At 69.2% G+C, this 16,852-nt stretch carries 14 protein-coding genes; 7 read left to right on the top strand and 7 right to left on the bottom strand.

Annotation, left to right across the window (positions count from 1 at the left end; translation table 11 throughout):
• Positions 1-33 precede the first annotated feature (33 nt).
• From ACE3OU_RS15610 to ACE3OU_RS15600, 3 genes are all read right to left on the bottom strand, one after another.
• Positions 34-2,040, bottom strand: coding sequence for a dipeptide ABC transporter ATP-binding protein (locus ACE3OU_RS15610; RefSeq protein ID WP_374242472.1), 2,007 nt, complete (start codon positions 2,038-2,040; stop codon positions 34-36).
• A 323-nt stretch (positions 2,041-2,363) separates the two neighbouring features.
• Positions 2,364-2,843: a peptidylprolyl isomerase gene (locus ACE3OU_RS15605; RefSeq protein WP_374242471.1), complete on the bottom strand. Its 480-nt coding sequence runs from the start codon at positions 2,841-2,843 to the stop codon at positions 2,364-2,366.
• Positions 2,809-3,318 (bottom strand): peroxiredoxin, encoded by a 510-nt coding sequence (locus ACE3OU_RS15600; protein ID WP_374242486.1) that lies wholly within the window; start codon positions 3,316-3,318, stop codon positions 2,809-2,811. The genes ACE3OU_RS15605 and ACE3OU_RS15600 overlap by 35 nt, the downstream gene beginning before the upstream one ends.
• Positions 3,319-3,690: 372 nt before the next feature.
• Between ACE3OU_RS15600 and lexA the strand changes: the two genes are divergently transcribed.
• The 3 genes from lexA (at position 3,691) to ACE3OU_RS15585 (ending at position 6,645) form a co-directional block, all read left to right on the top strand.
• Positions 3,691-4,293 (top strand): transcriptional repressor LexA, encoded by a 603-nt coding sequence (gene lexA, locus ACE3OU_RS15595; protein WP_374242470.1) that lies wholly within the window; start codon positions 3,691-3,693, stop codon positions 4,291-4,293.
• Between the two features lie 158 nt (positions 4,294-4,451).
• Positions 4,452-5,258 carry a translesion DNA synthesis-associated protein ImuA gene (imuA, locus tag ACE3OU_RS15590; protein ID WP_374242469.1) on the top strand — a complete coding sequence of 269 codons (807 nt, stop codon included), beginning with the start codon at positions 4,452-4,454 and terminating at the stop codon, positions 5,256-5,258.
• Positions 5,194-6,645 (top strand): DNA polymerase Y family protein, encoded by a 1,452-nt coding sequence (locus ACE3OU_RS15585; protein ID WP_374242468.1) that lies wholly within the window; start codon positions 5,194-5,196, stop codon positions 6,643-6,645. The genes imuA and ACE3OU_RS15585 overlap by 65 nt, the downstream gene beginning before the upstream one ends.
• Here the strand turns inward: ACE3OU_RS15585 and ACE3OU_RS15580 are convergent.
• On the bottom strand, positions 6,633-8,426 hold the full coding sequence (locus tag ACE3OU_RS15580) for a M61 family metallopeptidase (protein ID WP_374242467.1): 1,794 nt from the start codon (positions 8,424-8,426) through the stop codon (positions 6,633-6,635). The two genes, ACE3OU_RS15585 and ACE3OU_RS15580, sit on opposite strands and share 13 nt — an antisense overlap.
• A gap of 476 nt (positions 8,427-8,902) precedes the next feature.
• Positions 8,903-9,829, bottom strand: a complete 927-nt coding sequence (locus ACE3OU_RS15575; RefSeq protein WP_374242466.1) for a LysR family transcriptional regulator — start codon at positions 9,827-9,829, stop codon at positions 8,903-8,905.
• 107 nt (positions 9,830-9,936) lie between these two features.
• Between ACE3OU_RS15575 and ACE3OU_RS15570 the strand changes: the two genes are divergently transcribed.
• Entirely contained in the window at positions 9,937-10,713 is a 777-nt protein-coding gene (locus ACE3OU_RS15570; RefSeq protein ID WP_374242465.1) for a ferredoxin--NADP reductase, read from the top strand.
• A 28-nt stretch (positions 10,714-10,741) separates the two neighbouring features.
• Here the strand turns inward: ACE3OU_RS15570 and ACE3OU_RS15565 are convergent, their stop codons facing one another.
• Together ACE3OU_RS15565 and ACE3OU_RS15560 are read right to left on the bottom strand one after the other, a co-directional pair.
• Positions 10,742-11,782, bottom strand: coding sequence for a poly(3-hydroxybutyrate) depolymerase (locus ACE3OU_RS15565; protein WP_374242464.1), 1,041 nt, complete (start codon positions 11,780-11,782; stop codon positions 10,742-10,744).
• Positions 11,779-12,177, bottom strand: a complete 399-nt coding sequence (locus ACE3OU_RS15560; RefSeq protein ID WP_374242463.1) for an MAPEG family protein — start codon at positions 12,175-12,177, stop codon at positions 11,779-11,781. The genes ACE3OU_RS15565 and ACE3OU_RS15560 overlap by 4 nt, the downstream gene beginning before the upstream one ends.
• A gap of 151 nt (positions 12,178-12,328) precedes the next feature.
• Between ACE3OU_RS15560 and ACE3OU_RS15555 the strand changes: the two genes are divergently transcribed.
• The 3 genes from ACE3OU_RS15555 to ettA all read left to right on the top strand — a co-directional run bounded on the left by ACE3OU_RS15555 (position 12,329) and on the right by ettA (position 16,664).
• A complete protein-coding gene (locus ACE3OU_RS15555; RefSeq protein ID WP_374242462.1) occupies positions 12,329-14,053 on the top strand; it encodes an ABC transporter transmembrane domain-containing protein in 1,725 nt (574 codons plus the stop codon).
• 128 nt (positions 14,054-14,181) lie between these two features.
• Positions 14,182-14,922 carry a long-chain N-acyl amino acid synthase gene (locus ACE3OU_RS15550; protein ID WP_374242461.1) on the top strand — a complete coding sequence of 247 codons (741 nt, stop codon included), beginning with the start codon at positions 14,182-14,184 and terminating at the stop codon, positions 14,920-14,922.
• A 77-nt stretch (positions 14,923-14,999) separates the two neighbouring features.
• Positions 15,000-16,664, top strand: coding sequence for an energy-dependent translational throttle protein EttA (gene ettA / locus ACE3OU_RS15545; protein WP_374242460.1), 1,665 nt, complete (start codon positions 15,000-15,002; stop codon positions 16,662-16,664).
• Positions 16,665-16,852: the final 188 nt, after the last annotated feature.

Genomic DNA, 16,852 nt, shown 5'->3' with positions numbered 1-16,852 from the left:
CATTGACGTCGCGCAAATGCCCTCTGCGGGCTGCTAACGGGCCCAGTGGCAGCGGACCATACGGGTCTCCGACAGCGCCCGGTCCTCCGGATAATCGGTGCGGCAACGCTCGGTGGCCTCGCTGCAGCGGGGATGGAAATGGCAGCCCGAGGGCGGATCGAGCGGCGAAGGCATGTCGCCGGCAGCGGCGGTGCCGCCCGTGGCCCCGGCCGCGTCGAGGCGCGGCACCGCCGCCAGCAGCATGCGGGTGTAGGGGTGGCGCGGATCGGTGAGGATCTCCTCTGCCCGGCCCCGCTCGACGATCCGCCCCAGATACATCACCGCCACGTGGTGGGCGAGGTAGTCCACCACCGCCAGGTTGTGGGTGATGAAGAGGTAGGACAGGCCGTACTCGGCCTGCAGCTCGCGCAGCAGGTTGAGGATCTGGGCCTGCACCGAAACATCCAGGGCACTGGTCGGCTCGTCGCAGACGATCAGGCTCGGCGAGACCGCCAGCGCGCGGGCGATGGCGATGCGCTGGCGCTGGCCGCCGGAAAACTCGTGGGGAAAGCGGCCCCGCATCTCGGGGGACAGGCCCACCCGGCTGAGCAGCGCGTCGATGCGGGCCGCGCGGGCCTGGGGGTCCGGCTCGACACCCAGGGCGAGCATTCCCTCCTCGAGGATCTCGCCGACCCGCATGCGCGGATTGAGGGAGCTGAAGGGGTCCTGGAAGATCATCTGCAGTTCGCGGCGCAGGGGCTGCCACTCGCGCGGGCTCAGCCCGAGCAGCGCCTGCCCGCCGTAGCTGGCCCGGCCGCCGGTGGCCGGCACCAGCTGCAAGAGGGCCTTGCCGGCGGTGGTCTTGCCGCAGCCGGATTCGCCGACGAGGGCCAGGGTCTGCCCGGCGGGCACCTGCAGCGACACCCCGTCCACCGCCTTCACATGGCCGACGACGCGGCGGAACAACCCCCTGCGAACCGGAAAGTGCACCTGCAGCGCATTGACGTCGAGGGCCTTGCCTCCAGCCGGGGGCGCCGCGGGGGCGATGGCAGCCGGCGGAGGCGTCGCCGCCCATTCCTGCCGGCCCGTGGCCGGGTCGTAGAGGTGGCAGCGCACCTGCCGGGGGCCGACCGCGTGCATGGCAGGCGCACTGCTGCGGCAGCGTTCATGCACCTGGGGGCAGCGCTCGGCAAAGCGGCAGCCGGCGCGCTTCTCGCCCAGCCGTGGAACCTGGCCCGACAGGGTCTCCAGGGCCCTGCCGCGCTGGGCGGCGGTGGGCAGCGCGGCAAACAGCTTGCGTGAGTAGGGGTGCAGGGGCTCGGCGAAGAAGGCTTCCCGGGCCCCGGTTTCCACCAGCTCGCCGGCGTACATCACCCCCACCTGGTGGGCCATGCGGGCCACCACGCCGAGGTCGTGGGTGATCAGCAGCATGCCCATGCCGCGGCGGGCCTGCAGCTCGGCAAGCAGGTCGAGGACCTGGGCCTGGATCGTCACGTCGAGGGCCGTGGTGGGCTCATCGGCGATCAGCACCTGGGGGTCGCCGGCGAGGGCGATGGCGATCATCACCCGCTGCTTCATGCCGCCGGAGAGCTGGAAGGGATATTCGGCGAGGCGTCGGCGGGGGTCGGGGATGCCCACCGCGGCAAGCAGGCGCTCGGCCTCGTCCCAGGCCGGCTGGCCGTGGAGGCCGCGATGGCGGACCAGCACCTCGCCGATCTGGTCGCCGACCGTCATGACCGGATTGAGGCTGGTCGCCGGCTCCTGGAAGATCATCGCCAGATGATTGCCGCGGATGTCGCGCATGCGCGTCTCGGGGAGCGCATGGAGGGCCGTGCCACCCAGGTGCACGGTGCCGGCGGCGATGCGCCCTCCGGCGGGGAGCAGACGCATGCAGGCCAGGGCGGTCATCGACTTGCCGCAGCCGGACTCGCCCACCAGGGCCAGGGTCTGGCCGGCGGGCAGCGTGAAGCTGACGCCGTCGACGGGGCGCACGGGGCGGGTCGGCGCACCCAGCTCGACCTGCAGGTTGGTCACGGTGAGCAGCGGTGGTGGAGTATCCATGTCCAGTCGGTTCATCGCGATGAGGGCAGATCCCCGGCAGCGGCCGGCCGGCAGTTCGCCTGAATGGAGAGGCGCCGCGCGGACTGCAGCATTTCAGGCGTCTCCGGGCGGCCGGCGGTGGTGTCCGGTTTCAGGCAAAAGGAACAATAAGGCGCCACGGGCGCATGGCCCCAAACAAAACGGACCGTCAGGGCGGTCCGTTCCGGTCGAGGCAGGGAGCCGGCGGCGGACGCCGGCACACGCCTCTGAAGGAAACGCAGGGCCTCCCCAAGTTTCCTTGACCCCCATGGGGGCGGGCTGGGCAAAGCCCGGCCCTGGGGCACTCAGTGGTGATGGCCACCTTCGCCATGCACGTGGCGATGGGTGATCTCTTCGGCGCTGGCCGGGCGCACGCTCTTGACAGTGATGTCGAAGACCAGCGCGGTGCCTGCCAGGGGATGGTTGCCATCCACCACCACCTTGCCGTCGGCGATGTCGGTGATGCGGTAGACCATCTCTTCGTCGTCGTTGTCGCCGACGCGCTCGAAGGACATGCCGACCTCGATGTTGTCCGGGAACAGGGAGGCATCTTCCACCAGCACCAGCTCCTCGTCGAACTCACCGAAAGCGTCTTCGGGCAGCAGCTTGACCACCAGCTGATCGCCGGCCTTCTTGCCGTGCAGGGCTTCCTCGATCACCGTGAAGATGCCGTCGTAACCGCCATGCAGATACACCAGAGGGTGGTGGCCGTCGTCGATCATGTTGCCATCGGGGTCCTTGACCGTGTAGTTAAGCGTGACGACCGTGTTTTTGGCGATTTCCATTTAGTTTCCTTGAGTTGAGTTGCTTGACCAGCTGAAAGACTTCTGCCGCGTGGCCCCGCGGGGTGACGTCGTGCAGCACGTGCCTCAGCACCCCGTCGGACGAGATGATGAAGGTCGAGCGGCGCACGCCGCGCTTCATGACCCCCTCGCGCATCTCCGACTGCCACACGCCGTACAGCTTGCACACCTCGCCCTCTTCGTCGGCGAGGAGCTCGACCGACAGGCCGTGCTCGTCGCGGAAGTCAGCGTGGGTCAGGCAGTCGTCGGGGCTGATGCCGATCACGATGCAGCGCTCCTTGGCGAAGTCGGCGTCGTGATCGCTGAAATCGATGGCCTGACGGGTGCAGCCGGGGGTGTTGTCACGGGGGTAGAAATACAGGACCACATGATGGGAACCCAGCACCGAGGCCAGATCGAACATTTCCATGTCGGCATCGGGCAGGGAAAAGAGCGGAGCGGGCTGGCCTTCGCACAGGTCCGCTGGGACGGTTGGGGATTCTAACCGAGCCGGTTTGAGAACTCTACCTGAAGCGTGCGGGGGGCTGACAAGCATGGAAGATCTCCTCTGGGGCGACGGGCTGCGAATGACTGGCGCCCGGCTGTTTTGGCGATTCGACGGGTGACGCGCGTTTGTCGTGCTCTTCTTTTCCGGTACATCCACTGCTCACACGCTCAAGCGTACAAGGCATGTCTTTGAATGGATAGACCACCCGGCACGCCGGCTCAAGCATTTCATCGGCTATTTTTGATGTTTGTCACGGGGCAGGTTTTCACATCTGCGAGCATTCACCACCTTGCCACTTGCACAAAACTGTATAAAAATACATAGCACTAACAGGAGCGCTTCATGGCTGACAAGCTTACCCCCCGACAGCAGGAAATCCTTCAGCTCATCCGCGACACCGTCGAGCAGGAAGGGCGCCCGCCAACCCGGGCTGAAATCTGCACCGCCTTTGGTTTTCGCTCCCCCAACGCGGCCGAAACCCACCTGCGCGCCCTCGCCGCCAAGGGGGCCATCGCCCTCGAAGAAGGCCGGGCCCGTGGCATCCGCCTCATGGAGGCCCTGGGCCTGCCGCTGATCGGGCGGGTCGCTGCCGGCAGCCCCATCCTCGCCGCCGAACACGTGCAGGGCCGCTACCAGGTCGACCCGGGGCTGTTCTCGCCCCGCGCCGATTATCTCCTCAAGGTCCGCGGCATGAGCATGCGCGATGCCGGCATCCTCGATGGCGACCTGCTCGCCGTCCATCGCACCCACGAAGCCCGCAACGGGCAGGTGGTGGTCGCCCGGGTCGACGACGAGGTCACCGTCAAGCGGCTGCAGCGCAAGGGCCCCATCGTCGAACTGCAGGCCGCGAACCCGGATTTCCAGACCATCGTCGTGGACACCCGCAGCGTGTCGCTCGAAATCGAAGGGCTCGCCGTCGGCCTGATCCGCAGCGAGCCGATCTGAACGCCCCCGGGGCCGGGCTCCACCCAGCCCGCCCCCGTGGGGGCCAAGGAAACCTGGGGCGGCCCTGCGTTGACTTGAGCGTCCCGGGGCGGCGTGACGCCCTTCCGGCCGGGTCGCGGCGCCCTGTTCAGCCTCCTCCAGCGTCTTGAGCCCCGACCATGCCCGCGCCCGCCCACCTTGCCCATGACACGCCGCTCGGCCTGGAGAGCCTGGTCTGGCGCGGAGACCGGCTGGCCTCCCCGGCCGCCCCCGGTCTGCCCACCGGCCACCCCCGGCTCGATGCCGTGTTGCCCGGCGGTGGCTGGCCCCAGGCCGCCCTCACCGAACTCCTCCTGCCCCATCCGGGGGTGGGCGAACTGGGCCTCCTGCTGCCCCTCCTGGCCCAGGTGGCGCCCCGGCGCTGGGCGGTCTGCATCGCGCCCCCCGAACCGCTCTACGCACCGGCCCTGGCGGCGGCCGGAGTGCCCCTCGAACGCCTGCTCGTCGTCGAGGCCGCCAGCGCCGCCCATGCCCGCTGGGCTGCCCGGCAGGCCCTGGCTTCGGGCAGTTGCGACGTCGTGCTGCTGTGGCTTGCCGAGGCAGACCTGGGCGCCCTGCGGCGCCTGCAGCTCACCGCCGAAGAAAACGCCACGCCCCTCTTCCTGCTGCGTCCAGACAGCCTCGCCCGCCAGCCGTCACCCGCTGCGCTGAGGCTGGCGCTGGCAGCCCGTCCGGGCGGTGTGGAGGTACACATCCTCAAGCGGCGCGGCCCCCCACTGCTCCACCCCATCCCGGTCGACCTGCCCGGGCCGGCAGGCAGCGGGGGCACGGCCAGCGGCAAAGACCCATCCGCCGGGCCACAGCCCGTATCCGCCCCACCCCCTCTCCAGCCGGCCCTGCGCGCCGGCCCGGCTTCCGTCCATGCTCTGGTGCGCCCTCCACCTTCCCGACCTGGCCCTGCAGGTATTCACCCGGGGAGACACTGACGATACGCCCCTGGCCGTCCTCGGGCCGCGTCCCCGGCAGCGGGTGGCGGGCGCGTGCCCGGCGGCCCTGGCGGGCGGCGTGGAGCCTGGCATGGGCCGCGCCGCAGCGCTGGCCCTGGCGCCCGGGCTGCGGCTGGTCGATCGCGACCCTCGCCTGGAGCACGCCGCGCTAGTCGAGGTGGCCAGCTGGGCCGCGCGCTTCACCCCTTCGATCAGCCTGGACGCCTCCACCGTGCTGCTCGAGGTCGAGCCCAGCCTGCGCCTGTTCGGTGGCATGACACCCCTCTGCGAGGCCATCCTCGATGGCCTGGAGGCGCTCGGCTTTGCGGGCCGGCTGGCACTGGCCCCCACGCCCCTGGCAGCGCGCTGGCTGGCCCGCTTCGCGCCCGGCAGCCAGGTGAGCGAAGCCCCGGCCCTGGAGACCGCCATCGACGCCCTGCCCCTCGCTGCGCTGGCCGATGGAGGCGGGCTCGACGCGTCCACCCTCGACCTCCTGTCCGGCGTCGGGGCGAGCTGCCTCGGCGATGTACGCCGGCTTCCCCGCAACGGCCTGGCCCGGCGCCAGGCCCGGCAGGTGCTGGCGCAGCTCGACCGCGCCCTGGGCCTGGTGCCCGACCCCCGCCCCTGGTTTGTGCCGCCGGAACGCTACGTCGGCCGCCTGCCCCTCCCCGCCCCCACCGACCAGGTGGACAGCCTGCTGTTCGGCCTGCGGCGCCTGCTCGGCGGGCTGGCGGGCTGGCTCGAAGCCCGCCAGGCGGGGCTGGAAGCCTTCACCCTGGTGCTCGAACACGAGCGCAACCGACACGAAGCCGAAACCCGCCTCGAGATCGTTCTCGGCACCCTCGACCGGGACATGACCCGCTGCCAGCTGCTGGCCCGGGAGCATCTCTCCCGCCAGCCCCTCGTCGCCCCTGTCGAGGCCCTGCGCCTGGAGGCGGACGCACCCCGTCCTCTGGCGCCGCCCAGCGTCGATCTGTTCGACGGCGACGGTGGCCGCCAGGGCGACCCGGGCCTGCTCCTCGCCACGCTCAGGGCCCGGCTCGGCGACGATGCGGTGCGCTGCCTGGCGGTGCATTCCGACCACCGCCCCGAAGGCGCCTGGCGCCATCACACGCCCCTGCAGCCCCCGGTTCGCCCCCCTGCCGACCGGCGCCCCGCGCCCCCGCGCCCCCTCTGGCTGCTGGCCCCGCCCCGCCCCATCGCGCAACCTGCGGCGGACGCCCTGCTGGCCGGGCCGGAGCGCATCGAGTCAGGCTGGTGGGACGGAGACGGCGCCGACGTGTGCCGCGATTACTACGTGGCCCGCCGCCCGGACCACAGCCTGGTGTGGGTCTTCCGGGAGCGCCGGGCGCCCCACGGCTGGTTCCTGCACGGTTATTTCGCCTGATCGCCGGCCAGCCAGCCTTCGCGCAGGGCCAGCGCCGCCGGGCCGGCCTCGGGGTCGGTGGCCAGCCTGGCGGTGTCGGCGGCCGGCGCCCGCAGCTCCACCTCGAAGCGCATCAGCTCGTCCCGCCGGAAGGCATGGATCTCGGCCCGATCGCCGGCCAGCCGGCGGGCCAGCAGCTTGTCGAAGCCGGCGGCGGTGGCCTTGAGGCCGTCGATCGCCACCAGCACATCCCCCGCCGACAGCCCGGCCGCCTGGGCCGAGCCGCCGTCGAAGACGTTGGCGATCTTCAGCGCCTCACCCTCGGCCACCGTCCGCACGCCGATGCAGGGCGCCGGGCTGGTCGGCTCCCAGGTCAGCCTGAGGCCGACCCGGCACAGCCCGTGTTCCAGCGGCAGCTCCGCGGTGCCTTCCACCAGTTCCTGCAGCCACGCTGCCAGCTCCGCGCCGCCGAGCTCGGCGGCCAGCGCGAAGATACCGTTCTCCGCCACCCCGACGCCGGTCTGCCCGTGGCGCTGCCACAGGGCCTGCATCAGGGTGTCGAGGCTGCGCGCCCCGTGGCTGTCGGCGCGCAGGCGCAGGTCGAGGAGCAACGCCACCAGCGCGCCCTTGGTGTAGTAGCTGACGATCGCGTTGGGGCTGTTCTCGTCCTGGCGGTAGTACTTGGTCCATGCCTCGAAGGACGACTCGGCGACACTCTGCTTGCGCCGGCCACTGCCCTTGTGCACCTGGGTGATCGTCTTCGCCAGCAGCTTGAGGTAGTCGTCGAGGCCGATGCGCCCGCTGCGCACCAGCATCAGGTCGTCGTAATACGAGGTGAAGCCCTCGAAGGCCCACAGCAGGCGGGTGTAGTTCTCCTCGGTCAGCCGGTAGGGCACGAAGGCAGCCGGCTTGATGCGCTTCACGTTCCAGGTGTGGAAGTACTCGTGGCTGCACAGGCCGAGAAACTGCCGGTAGCCCTCGGTGGCCTCTTCCATGCCCGGGTAGGGCAGATCGGCGCGGCTGCACAGCAGCGCGGTGGAGGCCCGGTGTTCCAGCCCGCCGTAGCCGTCGCCGACGGCCATCGTCAGGAAAACATAACGGCTCATCGGCGCCGGCTCGCCGAAGAGGCGGATCTGGCCCTCGCAGATGGGCTTGAGATCCGCCAGCAGGCGGTCCATGTCGCAATCGTGGCGGCCGGTGATGGCCACCGCGTGGGGCACGCCGCAGGCGTCGAACTCGCCCAGGGTGAAGGTGCCCATCTCCACCGGGTGGTCGATCAGGTCGTCGTAGCTGTCGGCCCGGTACAGCCCGAAGCCGTAGCGCTCGGCGGCGCCCTCCTCACCGACGGCCTCGGGCAGGCTGGTGGCGACCCGCCAGCCGGCGCCATCGAGGCCCTTGGGTGGGAGGATGTCCACCCGATGGGGCCGATCTTCATGGCCATGGGCGGCCAGGAAGACGCTGGTCCCGTTGAAGAAGCCGTGGGTCGGGTCGAGGTGGGCGCTGCGCACCGAGAGATCCCAGGCATAGACCGTGTAGCGCAGGGTCACCGGGCCCGGGACACCTGCCGGCAGACGCCAGCTGTGCTTGTCGAGCTTGGTGACCGGCACGGGCTTGCCCTCCGCCTCGGCCGACAGGCTCACGATGTGGCGGGCGAACTCGCGGATCATGTAGCTGCCGGGAATCCACGCCGGCAGGCTGAACACCTGCCCGGCCGGGTCCGGCTCGGCAAGCGTGAGGCTGACGTCGAACAGGTGCGCGGCCGGCTGGGCGGCCTGGATCGTGTAGAGGATGGGAGCAGACATGACGATGGCCAGAAAATGAGGGGACAAAAGAGCGCAAGGGGGAGCAAGGCAGCGAGGGCCGATTTTAACCGGGCCGTGGGAAAACGGCGGCTGCCTCATTTTTGTGCAATGGGATAAAAGCCTTACGGCTGAAGGGCTTGCCTGCCACTCCCACAGTTTTTCCACATCCTTGCCCACCTTCGCTGGGGAAAAACGGGGGGTTCACGCACCCATGTTTGCGCTGCACCATTTTGAGGCGGCGGACTGTTTTCCTTATGAATCAGACCGTTAAGCCTCCCGTCAACAGCTTATCCACAAGTTATCCCCGGTTCTGTGTGTATAGTTAAAAGCTATTCGCAAAGCAGTTTAAAAAGCATTGCTCTATTTTTAGGCAATGATAAAAAACCCTTTTGTGTCCGTTAGATGACAGCACCCCGCACAGCTTTTCCACAGCCTTGCCCACGCCGGATGTGGGTTTCTGGCGGCTTGTGCACAGCTCACGGAATGAAGGGCAAGGGGATCTCGTCGCTGCGGGCGACGCCAGCCGTCATCTGACGGCACAGGGCGATGAACTCGCGCATGCCGGCGGTGACGTACTTGCGCTGATGGGTGACGAACTGGAACTGCCGCCGCAGGTCGAGCTCCGGAGTCTCCACCGGCCGCAGGCTGCCCCGGCGAAAGGCCTCGCGCAGGGCCAGCCGGGAGATGCAGCCGATGCCGAAGCCGCTCTCCACCGCCCGCTTGATGGCCTCGGTGTGCTCCAGCTCCAGCCGCACCCGCAGGCGGCCACCAAAATGGCGCAGGGCCTGCTCGAAGGTCTCACGGGTGCCGGAGCCCGCCTCGCGCAGGATCCAGTCATGGGCGGCGAGTTCGCCGATGCCCACCGGCCGGCCGTGGTCCAGCGGATGCCCCGGCGCGCAGAACACCACCAGCTCGTCTTCCACCCAGGGCTCGACGATCAGCTCCGGGTGGCGGCAGTTGCCCTCGATCAGGCCGAGGTCGAGCTCGTAACGCAGCAGCTGCTGCATGATGGTCGTCGAGTTATGCACCGACAGGCCGATCCGGGCCCCCGGGTGGCGGCGCAGGAAATCGGCGGCGATCAGGTTGGCCAGGTAGTTGCCCACCGTCAGCGTGGCGCCCACCTGCAGCGGGCCGAAGTCGGTCTGGCGGGCCAGCATCGCCTCGATCTCGCGGGCGTGCTCGATCAGCTGCACCGCCTGGGGCAGCAGCACGTGGCCCGCCTCGTTGAGGCGCAGGGCCTTGCCGATGCGGTCGAAGAGCTGGGTGTCGAACTGCCGCTCCAGCTCGCCCAGCGCGGTGCTGGTGGCCGACTGGGACAGGGCCAGCGCGTCGGCGGCGCGGGAGACGCTCTCATGGCGGGCGACGGCGATGAAGATCTCGAGCTGGCGCAGGGTATAGCGCATCGGGCTTTTATCTAAAAAACAGAACAACCATATTAATACAATCCATTTTGTAGATTTGTAATATCCCTACAATCCTGCTCATCCCGTTCATTCCGCAAGACCCGACCATGAGCAAACTCAGCACCCAGACCGTCCTCGACGTCCATCACTGGAACGACTCCCTGTTCAGCTTCAAGGTGACCCGCGACGCGGGGCTGCGCTTCGAGAACGGCCAGTTCGTGATGATCGGCCTCGAAGTGGATGGCCGCCCGCTGACCCGCGCCTACAGCATCGCCAGCCCCAACTACGAGGAGCACCTCGAGTTCTTCAGCATCAAGGTGCAGAACGGCCCCCTCACCTCGCGCCTGCAGCACCTGAAGCCGGGCGACCCGATCGTGATCAGCAAGAAGCCCACCGGCACCCTGGTGCTCCACGACCTGCTGCCGGGGCGCAACCTCTACCTGTTCTCCACCGGCACCGGCCTGGCGCCCTTCATGAGCGTCATCCAGGACCCGGAAACCTACGAACGCTTCGAGAAGGTGGTGCTGCTCCACGGCGTGCGCTACGTCTCCGAGCTGGCCTACGCCGACTTCATCGAGCAGGAGCTGCCGCAGAACGAATTCTTCGGCGAGGCGGTGCGCGACAAGCTCATCTACTACCCCACCGTGACCCGCGAACCCTTCCGCAACCAGGGGCGCGTCACCGACCTCGTCGAGAACGGCAAGCTCTTTGCCGACATCGGCCTGCCGCCCCTCGACCCGGCGGTGGACCGGGCGATGATCTGCGGCAGCCCGGCGATGCTCGACGACTGCTGCAAGATGCTCGACGCCCGCGGCTTCAAGATTTCCCCGCACATCGGCGCACCGGGCGACTACGTCATCGAGCGCGCCTTCGTCGAAAAGTAAGCCCCTTGCCCGGCGCGCTCAGCAGCCCTCAGCGGGCGGGCTGCTGCAGCCGGTCCACCATCCTGCGCACGGCCGCCAGCTGGGGGCCGTTGCGGGTGGCGTAGTCCGCCGAGCTGTAACCCCACCAGTCCCAGCAGCCCTTGGGATTGAGGATCCAGCGGTACGACCCGGCGACCCAGCCGGTCCGCGCGACGGTCTGGGGATACAGCACGATCAGCCGGTTGGCCTCGGCCCAGGGGTTGTAGCCGGCGCCCTCCACGAAGCGCCTGCCGATCTGGTCCTCGCCCTGCCGGCAGCCGTGGAAGGCCACATGCACCCGGCAGCCCCCCGCCCGGCAGGCGGCCGGCAGATAGACGAAGCCCTGCTCCGCCATGCTGATGTCCGCCGGCGGGCCGTCGATGAACGGCCGCTGGTCGAAGGTCAGCAGTGCCCCGGCATCGGGCGCGCGCCGGGGCTCGAGCGGGCCCAGCAGGTGCCGGAGCAGCTCGCCGGCCGCATCGAAGTCGCCACAGCGGTTGATGTAGGGTGGCTCCGACGTGCCGCAGGCGTTGGCCTTGCCGTCGGCCACCGAGATCATCGCGTGGCCCGCCTCCGGCAGGCGGACCCGGCGGATCGCGCCGGCCGGCACCCACTGGCGATAGAAGGCCTCCAGCGCATCCATCACCGGCGGCTCGACGGTTGTGTCGGCCGCGCCGCCCAGCATCCAGACCCGATCGTCGGCTAGGCTGGCGGGCGGGTCGATCAGGCCCAGGCGGGCGCGGGGTTCCATGCGCGCCTTGACCTCGGCAGGCCCCGGCGGCGACGCCCACCAGGTGGGCGACATGCAGTGCTTGAGCGCCCGGATGCTGCTGCTCTGGGCGCAATCATAGGGGCCGGCGGCGATGATGCCGGCGCCGCGCACCCGCTTCGAATACACCACCTGAAACTGCACCGCCATGTAGCCACCGGACGAGATGCCCGACACCGTCACGCCACGCCCGTCGGCGCCCACCCCGGGCAAGGGCGGGGCCGCCAGCGCGACAGCCGGCAGCATGCCCACCAGGGCCGCCAGACGTATCCGCCGCCTCATCGCCCGAGCCCCAGCAGATGCCACAGCACGCCGCCGCCCGCCGCGAGGCCGAGGGCACCGAAGGCCAGCGCGCCCACCGTGAAGCCCCTGGCCCGCAGGGCCGGGTCTCGGGCGTAGGCCACCGCGTACCAGACCCGCCCCAGCAGCCACACGCCGCCCAGCCCGGCGGCGACGGCGTCGCCCACGTAGGCGGCGCAGATCCACAGGCACGGCAGGGTCATCAGGGCCCATTCGAGGGTGTTCATCTGCACCCGGTAGAGGCGCTCGAAGGCCGGGTGACCGCTCACCGCCGGCGCCTGGATGCCGTAGCGGTGGCGGCCCTTGCCCACCGCGAAGGTGGTGCCGAACATGAGGAGGACGATCAGCAGGGTGACCCCGGCCGTCAGGGGAAGCATGGACAACATGATGCGCGGGCCTTTACGGGACAAAGGTCATAGCTTACCGGGCCACGCCGCGCTTTAGCACCCGGACATCCGATGGACGTGGCGATCGGCCGCCGGGATAGGCCGTAGAATCGGGCCCCTCCCATCCCAACCGCCGGATGCCATGTTCCCCCTGCTACTCCAACTCCTGGCGCCCTACCGCCGCCGCGTGATCCTCGCCCTCGTCGCCCTGGTGGTGGCTGCCGGGGCGATGCTGGCGGTCGGCCAGGGCCTGCGCGCGGTGATCGACCGGGGCTTCGCCGCGGGCGACCCGGCCTGGCTCGACCGCACCCTAGCGGCGATGGTCGCGGTAATCCTGATGCTGGCCCTCGCCACCTACGTCCGCTTCTACAACGTGTCGTGGCTGGGCGAGCGGGTCACCGCCGACCTGCGACGGCGGGTCTTCGACCACCTGCTCACGCTGCCGCCAGCGTGGTTCGAGGCCGGCCGCACCGGCGAGGTGATCACCCGCCTCACCGCCGACACCACCCAGATCGAAAACGTCATCGGCTCCAGCCTGTCGATCGCCCTTCGCAACGCGCTGCTGCTGGTCGGCGGGCTGGTGCTGCTGTTCACCACCAGCCTCAAGCTCAGCCTGCTGACGGTGGCCGGCGTGCCGCTGGTCGTGACGCCGATCATCGTGTTCGGACGCCGGGTGCGAACGCTGGCCCGGGCCAGCCAGGCGCGGGTCGCGGCGCTCGGCGAGCGCATCGACGAGACCATCCACGAGATCCGCATCGTGCAGGCCTACGGCCACGAGGCGGCCGACCGGCGGGCCTTCGGCGCGCTGGTGGAACAGAGCTTTGCCACCGCCCGCCAGCGGGTCGCCAACCGGGCTCTGCTGGTGGCCTGCGTGCTGGTGCTGGTGTTCGGAGCGATCGCCTTCATCCTGTGGGTCGGCGGCCACGACGTGCTGGCGGGTGAGCTGTCCGCCGGCCAGCTGTCGGCCTTCGTGTTCTATGCGGCCATCGTCGCCGGCAGCGTCGGCGCGCTGTCGGAGGTGTGGGGCGACCTGCAGCGGGCCACCGGGGCCACCGAAAGGCTGCTGGAAATCCTGTCCACCCGCCCGGCGATCCAGGCTCCGGCCCAAGCCAGGGCGCTGCCCGAACCCGCCCGCGGCGCGATCGACTTCGAGCGGGTAAGCTTCCGCTACCCGTCCCGCCCCGACACACCAGCCCTCGACGACTTCAACCTCCGCGTGGCGCCCGGCGAGACGGTGGCCTTGGTGGGGCCCTCCGGCGCCGGCAAGAGCACCGTCTTCCAGCTCCTGCTGCGCTTCTACGATCCGGAGAGCGGGGTGATCCGGATCGACGGCCTGCCCCTCACCGAGGCCGACCCACTGGCCCTGCGCCGGCGCATGGCGCTGGTGTCCCAGGAGGCGGTGATCTTTGCCGCCAGCGTCGCCGACAACGTGCGCTACGCCCGCCCCGACGCGAGCCCGGCCGAGGTGCACGCCGCCTGCGCGGCGGCCTTTGCCGACGAATTCATTGCGCGCCTGCCCGAGGGCTACGAAACCGACCTGGGCGAACGGGGCGTGCGCCTCTCCGGCGGCCAGCGCCAGCGCATCGCCATCGCCCGGGCCATCCTGGCGGACCGGCCGATCCTGCTCCTCGACGAGGCCACCTCGGCCCTCGACGCCGAGAGCGAGCGAATGGTGCAGACGGCCCTCGAGGGCCTGATGCGCGGCCGCACGACTCTCGTCATCGCCCACCGCCTGGCCACCGTGCAGCGGGCCGACCGCATCGTGGTGCTCGACGGCGGGCGGGTCGTCCAGCAGGGACGGCACGCCGACCTGATCTCCGCCGGGGGCCTTTACGCAAGGCTGGCCCGCCTCCAGTTTGCCGCCTGAAATGGGTAGCGTGTCTGCCAAGTAGTTCCTGCTCCGGGCGCAAAAAAAGCCTGCCTCGGCTGTTTGAGGCCGCGGGTGTGATTTCCGTTGCATGCGCCCCCCGGCCATCACGCCTCAAACTCGGCGCAATGGACAAACAGACCGCCTTCACCGTGCCAATGCTCGCGCCGCCGACCGATGACGTCGATGGGGGGGCGGGCATCCGTGCCAGCTACACGGTCGAGCAGGCGGACCCGGCCCGGCATGGCCAGGCGCTGCGCCTCCTGATCGAGCGGATGTACGGCTGGCGGGGCCTCAACCTGGTGGAGAGCGCCATGCCCACCGGGCGCCCCGACCGCATCACCCTGGTCGCCTCCGAGAACGGCGAGGTCTGTGGCACGATGACCCTCGGGCTCGACGACGAACAGGGCCTGCTCGCCGACACCCTGTATCCCGACGAACTCGCGGCCCTGCGCAGCCGGGGGGCGCGCCTGTGCGAACTCAGCCGGCTGGCGATGGACACCCGGCACAACTCCCGCGAAGTGCTCGGCGCACTGATCCATCTGGTGTACATCCACGCCCGGCTGATCCACCGGTCCACCGACGCGGTCATCGAGGTCCATCCCCGCCACGCCGCCTTCTACCGGCGCATGCTGGGCTTCCGGATCATCGGCGCGGAGCGGATCTGCCCCCGGGTAGACGCCCCGGCGGTGCTGATGCACCTGGAACTCAGCCACATGGACGAACAGATCGCCCGCTTCGGCGGCACCGCCGACCCCCAGGCGCGCACGCTCTACCCCTATTTCCTGTCGCGCGAGGCGCAGGATTCCATTCTCGGCACCCTGGTGGCCGCCTGCAGCACCGGGCTGCGCCCCCCGTTGTCTTGCTGAAGGCCCCCGGCTCCGCATCCGCGCGCCAAGTGGGGTAAAGTTGCGCCTTCGTTTTTTGCATCCCCGGAAAGTACGCCATGGCCCAATACGTCATGTCCATGCTGCGCGTCAGCAAGGTCGTCCCGCCCAAGCGGCAGATCATCAAGGACATCTCCCTGTCCTTCTTCCCCGGCGCCAAGATCGGCCTGCTCGGCCTCAACGGTGCCGGCAAATCCACCGTGCTGCGCATCATGGCCGGCGTCGAGAAGGAATACGACGGCGAGGTGCAGTGGCAGCCCAACATGTCCATCGGCTACCTGCCCCAGGAGCCGAAGCTCGATCCGGACAAGACCGTCCGCGAAGAGGTCGAGTCCGGCCTCGGCGAAGTGATGGAGGCCAAGCAGAAGCTGGAGGAGGTCTACGCCGCCTACGCCGAGCCGGACGCCGACTTCGACAAGCTCGCCGAGCTGCAGGCGAAGTACGAGAACATCATCGCCACCAGCGGCGCCGACATCGAGACCCAGCTCGAGATCGCCGCCGACGCCCTGCGCCTGCCCCCCTGGGACGCGAAGATCGGCCCGCTGTCGGGCGGCGAGAAGCGCCGCGTGGCCCTCTGCAAGCTGCTGCTGTCGCGCCCAGACATGCTGCTGCTGGATGAGCCCACCAACCACCTCGACGCCGAGTCCGTCGAGTGGCTCGAGCAGTTCCTGTGCCGCTTCCCGGGCACCGTGGTGGCCGTCACCCACGACCGCTACTTCCTCGACAATGCCGCCGAGTGGATCCTCGAACTCGACCGCGGCCAGGGCATCCCCTGGAAGGGCAACTACTCCAGCTGGCTGGAGCAGAAGGAAGCCCGCCTGGAGCAGGAAGCCAAGCAGGAAGGCGCCCGCATGAAGGCGATGAAGCAGGAACTCGAATGGGTGCGCTCCAACCCCAAGGCCCGCCAGGCCAAGAGCAAGGCGCGTCTCGCCCGCTACGAGGAGATGTCCAGCGTCGAATACCAGAAGCGCAACGAAACCCAGGAGATCTTCATCCCGGTGGGCGAGCGCCTGGGCGACAAGGTCATCGAGTTCACCGACGTCACCAAAGGCTTTGGCGACAAGCTGCTGATGGACAAGGTCAATTTCAGCATTCCGCCGGGCGCCATCGTCGGCATCATCGGCCCCAACGGTGCCGGTAAGTCGACCCTGTTCAAGATGATCACCGGCCAGGACAAGCCGGACGCCGGCGACGTGGTGATCGGGCCCACGGTCAAGATCGCCTATGTGGACCAGTCCCGCGACTGCCTCGACGGCAGCAAGACGGTGTTCGACGAGCTCGCCGGCGGCGCCGACATCCTCACCATCGGTAAGTCCGAGATCCCGAGCCGGGCCTACATCGGCCGCTTCAACTTCAAGGGCGCCGACCAGCAGAAGCTCGTCGGCAACCTGTCGGGTGGCGAGCGCGGCCGCCTGCACCTGGCCAAGACCCTGATGGCCGGCGGCAACGTGCTGCTCCTCGACGAACCGTCCAACGACCTCGACGTGGAAACCCTGCGGGCGCTCGAAGACGCGCTGCTCGAATTCGCCGGCTGCGCGCTGATCATCTCCCACGACCGCTGGTTCCTCGACCGCATCTGCACCCACATCCTGGCCGCCGAGGGCGAGTCCCAATGGACTTTCTTTGCCGGCAACTACCAGGAATACGAGGAAGACAAGAAGAAGCGCCTCGGTGAGGAAGGCGCCAAGCCCAAGCGTATCCGCTACAAGCCCATCGCCCGCTGAGCACCGCCGGCCGATGCAATCGGGGCCCTTCGCCGGCGACGGTCGCGAAGGGCCTTTTCAATTGGCTATGTCACCGTTGCCTGTGGAACCGTACCCCCTGCAATCTGTCTGAATATACAGTTTTGCTGCAATCAGGAGGGTGGCGATGAAACCGCTTGATTTCAAACATATCCTGCAATCGCTGGTGC

Source organism: Zoogloea sp., from assembly GCF_041908905.1.
Lineage (GTDB): Bacteria > Pseudomonadota > Gammaproteobacteria > Burkholderiales > Rhodocyclaceae > Zoogloea.
This window is presented reverse-complemented; position numbering and strand designations above follow the sequence as displayed.